This window comes from Intrasporangium sp., assembly GCF_036566125.1.
In the GTDB taxonomy this organism is placed as follows: Bacteria; Actinomycetota; Actinomycetes; order Actinomycetales; family Dermatophilaceae; genus Intrasporangium.
In genome coordinates this window covers 1-2,590 of sequence record NZ_DATCWX010000185.1, presented here as the reverse complement: position 1 = coordinate 2,590, position 2,590 = coordinate 1, and the positions used below count along the sequence as shown (strand labels likewise).

Annotated in this window: 2 protein-coding genes; both read right to left on the bottom strand. The window is 69.0% G+C overall.

Annotation, left to right across the window (positions count from 1 at the left end; all coding sequences use genetic code 11):
- The coding region (locus VIR15_RS10935; protein ID WP_331927506.1) for an alpha/beta-hydrolase N-terminal domain-containing protein at nt 1-497 on the bottom strand (497 nt) is incomplete at its 3' end.
- Between the two features lie 68 nt (nt 498-565).
- The coding region (locus VIR15_RS10930; protein WP_331927505.1) for a multicopper oxidase family protein at nt 566-2,590 on the bottom strand (2,025 nt) is incomplete at its 5' end.

Below are 2,590 nucleotides of genomic sequence, written 5' to 3'. Positions count from 1 at the left end.
GGCAGCACCTGACCGGCGGCTTCCGCGAGCCGGTGGGTGGCGTGGCGGAGCCCGCGCGCGATCGCCAGGATCAGCGCGGACAGCGCTACGGCCACGGCGATGGCGCCGACCCAGTCGACGGGGCGCAGGGGACTCAGCCTGAGGAACTCCGCGGTGCGCCCCTGCGACCGGACGTTCGAGACGGTGAGGGTGATGACGGCGACGACGCTGAGGATCGGCAGCGCGACGCGGAGGAACCGCCCCGCCTCCCGGCTGACCGAGATGCGCAACTCGATGAGCCGCGAGAGCCCGCGGACGATCCACGCGAGCAGCACGCCGAGGCCGTAGCCGGCCGCGGCGGACAGGCCGCTGATGACGCCCTGGTAGTACCACGTCCGAGGCAGGAGGCTGGGCGACATCGAGATGAGGAAGAGCGCGCCGGCGAAGAAGAGCCCGGTGCCCGACAGGTGCCACCACCGAGCCGGCCAGGCCCGGGAGGATGGCGACGTGGAGGGCATGGGGCCAACCTAAGCCCGACGTCTGTGGAGTCGCCTCAGGTTTCTCCCCGACCCTCGGCGTCGCTCACCTACTCCGGCTGGCCGTCCTGGACCGGGCCGATGCGGTAGGGGCGCATCATCTCGTTGTCCTCGTGCTCGACGATGTGGCAGTGCCACACGAACTGCCCGGGGTTGCGGAACGTCGCCCTGATGCGGGTCACCTCCCCCGGATAGGCGATGACGGTGTCCTTGAACCCGCTCTCCCAGATCTCGGGCTGCCGGGGATCGCCCACGAGCCGGGCCGGCGGCTCGGTCTCTCCGTCCTCGTTGGTCACGAGCGCCTGCCGGTTCACCACCTCGAAGGTCGTCTCGTGGACGTGCATCGGGTGCGCGTCGGCGGTGAAGTTGTGGAACTCCCACACCTCCGTGTCGCCGACGTTGGGGTTGTCGCTGACCGGAGCCTCCCACATCTCGTGGACCGGCATGCCTTCGCCGTTCACGAAGCCCAACATCGCCTCGGCCGGCCCGTCCCAGAACTGCGACATCATCTCGATGAGGGCCAGTGGGCGGGTGCGCGTCTCGACGGGGAGCTGGGTGACCGCCGGCAGGACGAGGAACTGCGGCGGTGTCGTCGGGTCCGGCGCCACAGCGGGAACGACCCGGAACTGGAGGACCTGCCCGGTCGTCGCCTGGTCGGCCGCGTCGAAGTCGTCGTCGGGCTCCCCGCCGCCGAAGGGCTCGTCGGGTCCGAGGTTGCGAAGGACATAGCTGCCCACGGGGACGTTGGTGAAGTCGACGATGAGGTCGGCCCGCTCCGCAAGCCCCATGAGGAGCCGGTTGCCGTTGTCCGTCGTAAGGTTGACCGGCGCGGCGAGGAATCCGCCCTCGTTGCCGATGGCCCAGACCTCGACCCCGGGGATCGCGCTGAAGTCGAGGATGAGGAACCGGGACTGGCAGCCGTTGAGGAACCGGAGTCGATACCGCCGCCGCTCGACCGTCTGGAACGGCCACGTGTTGCCGTTGACCATGATCGTGTTGCCGAAGAATTCGGGGTTCCAGATCGGCGAGAGGTCGGTGTCGGGGATGAACCCGGGGTTCTCGGCCGTGGCGCCGTCGAAGAACTCGCGACTGTCGGGGTAGAACAGCGACCCGTCATCGTTGAAGGCCCGGTCCTGGATGGCGATCGGGATCTCGTAGTACGTCTTGTTGGAGGGGAAGGCATCTCCCTCCATCGGCGCCGGGCTGGGTAGGACCGCGGTGGCGCCTGAGCGGCTGTCGCGGATGGCCTTGTCACCCTCAGGCCCTCCCCGGACGAGGAAGAAGCCCGCCGGGCCGGCATAGACGTTGAGGCGGGTCATGCCCAGCGTGTGGTCGTGGTACCAGAGCGTCGCCTCGCGCTGGTTGTTCGGGTACTGGAAGATGGCGAACCCCGGCCCCCAGGACGCGCCGTAGCCGGCTGCCGCCTTCCCCTTGAAGAAGTCGTACCACGTGCCTTCAGTCGCGTAGCCCTGCGGCACGTCGTTGGCCCGGGGCAGGAACCACGCCTCGGCATAGCCGTCGCTCTCGTCGCCGACCCCGACGGCGCCGTGGAGGTGCGTCACGATGGGCACCGGCCCGGTGTACGGACCCGGGGTCGACTCGAACTGCGGCCGCGAGTCGCGGCCCGTGGTGCCTCCGGGCGGGTTGGCCCAGTGCAGGGTCGGGTCGACGGGCAACAGATGCGGCAGATAGCCCCCGTCTTCATCGACGAGACCGTTGATCCACTTGACCCGCACTGGCCGGTTCCACCTGGACTCGATGGTCAGTGAAGGCGCGTGGTGGATCAGGAGCCCCCTCTTGCTCGCCGACGTGACGGCCCCATATCCCCAGACAGTCGTCAGGGGCAGGCCGGAAGGCAGGATCTGCTGGGTGAACTGCTCCACCGAGATCTCGTAGTAGTCGACCGGCTTGCCACCCTTCGTCATGATCGTGCTGGCCCGTGGCATGACCGGCGGGATGAGCAGCGGCGTGACGAACTTCGGCACGCCGGCCAGGTCGAGCGTGCCGCCGGGTATGGCAGCCACCGCCCGTTTCGTGCCTCCGGGCGAGTAGGCATAGAGGACGAATCCGGCCCC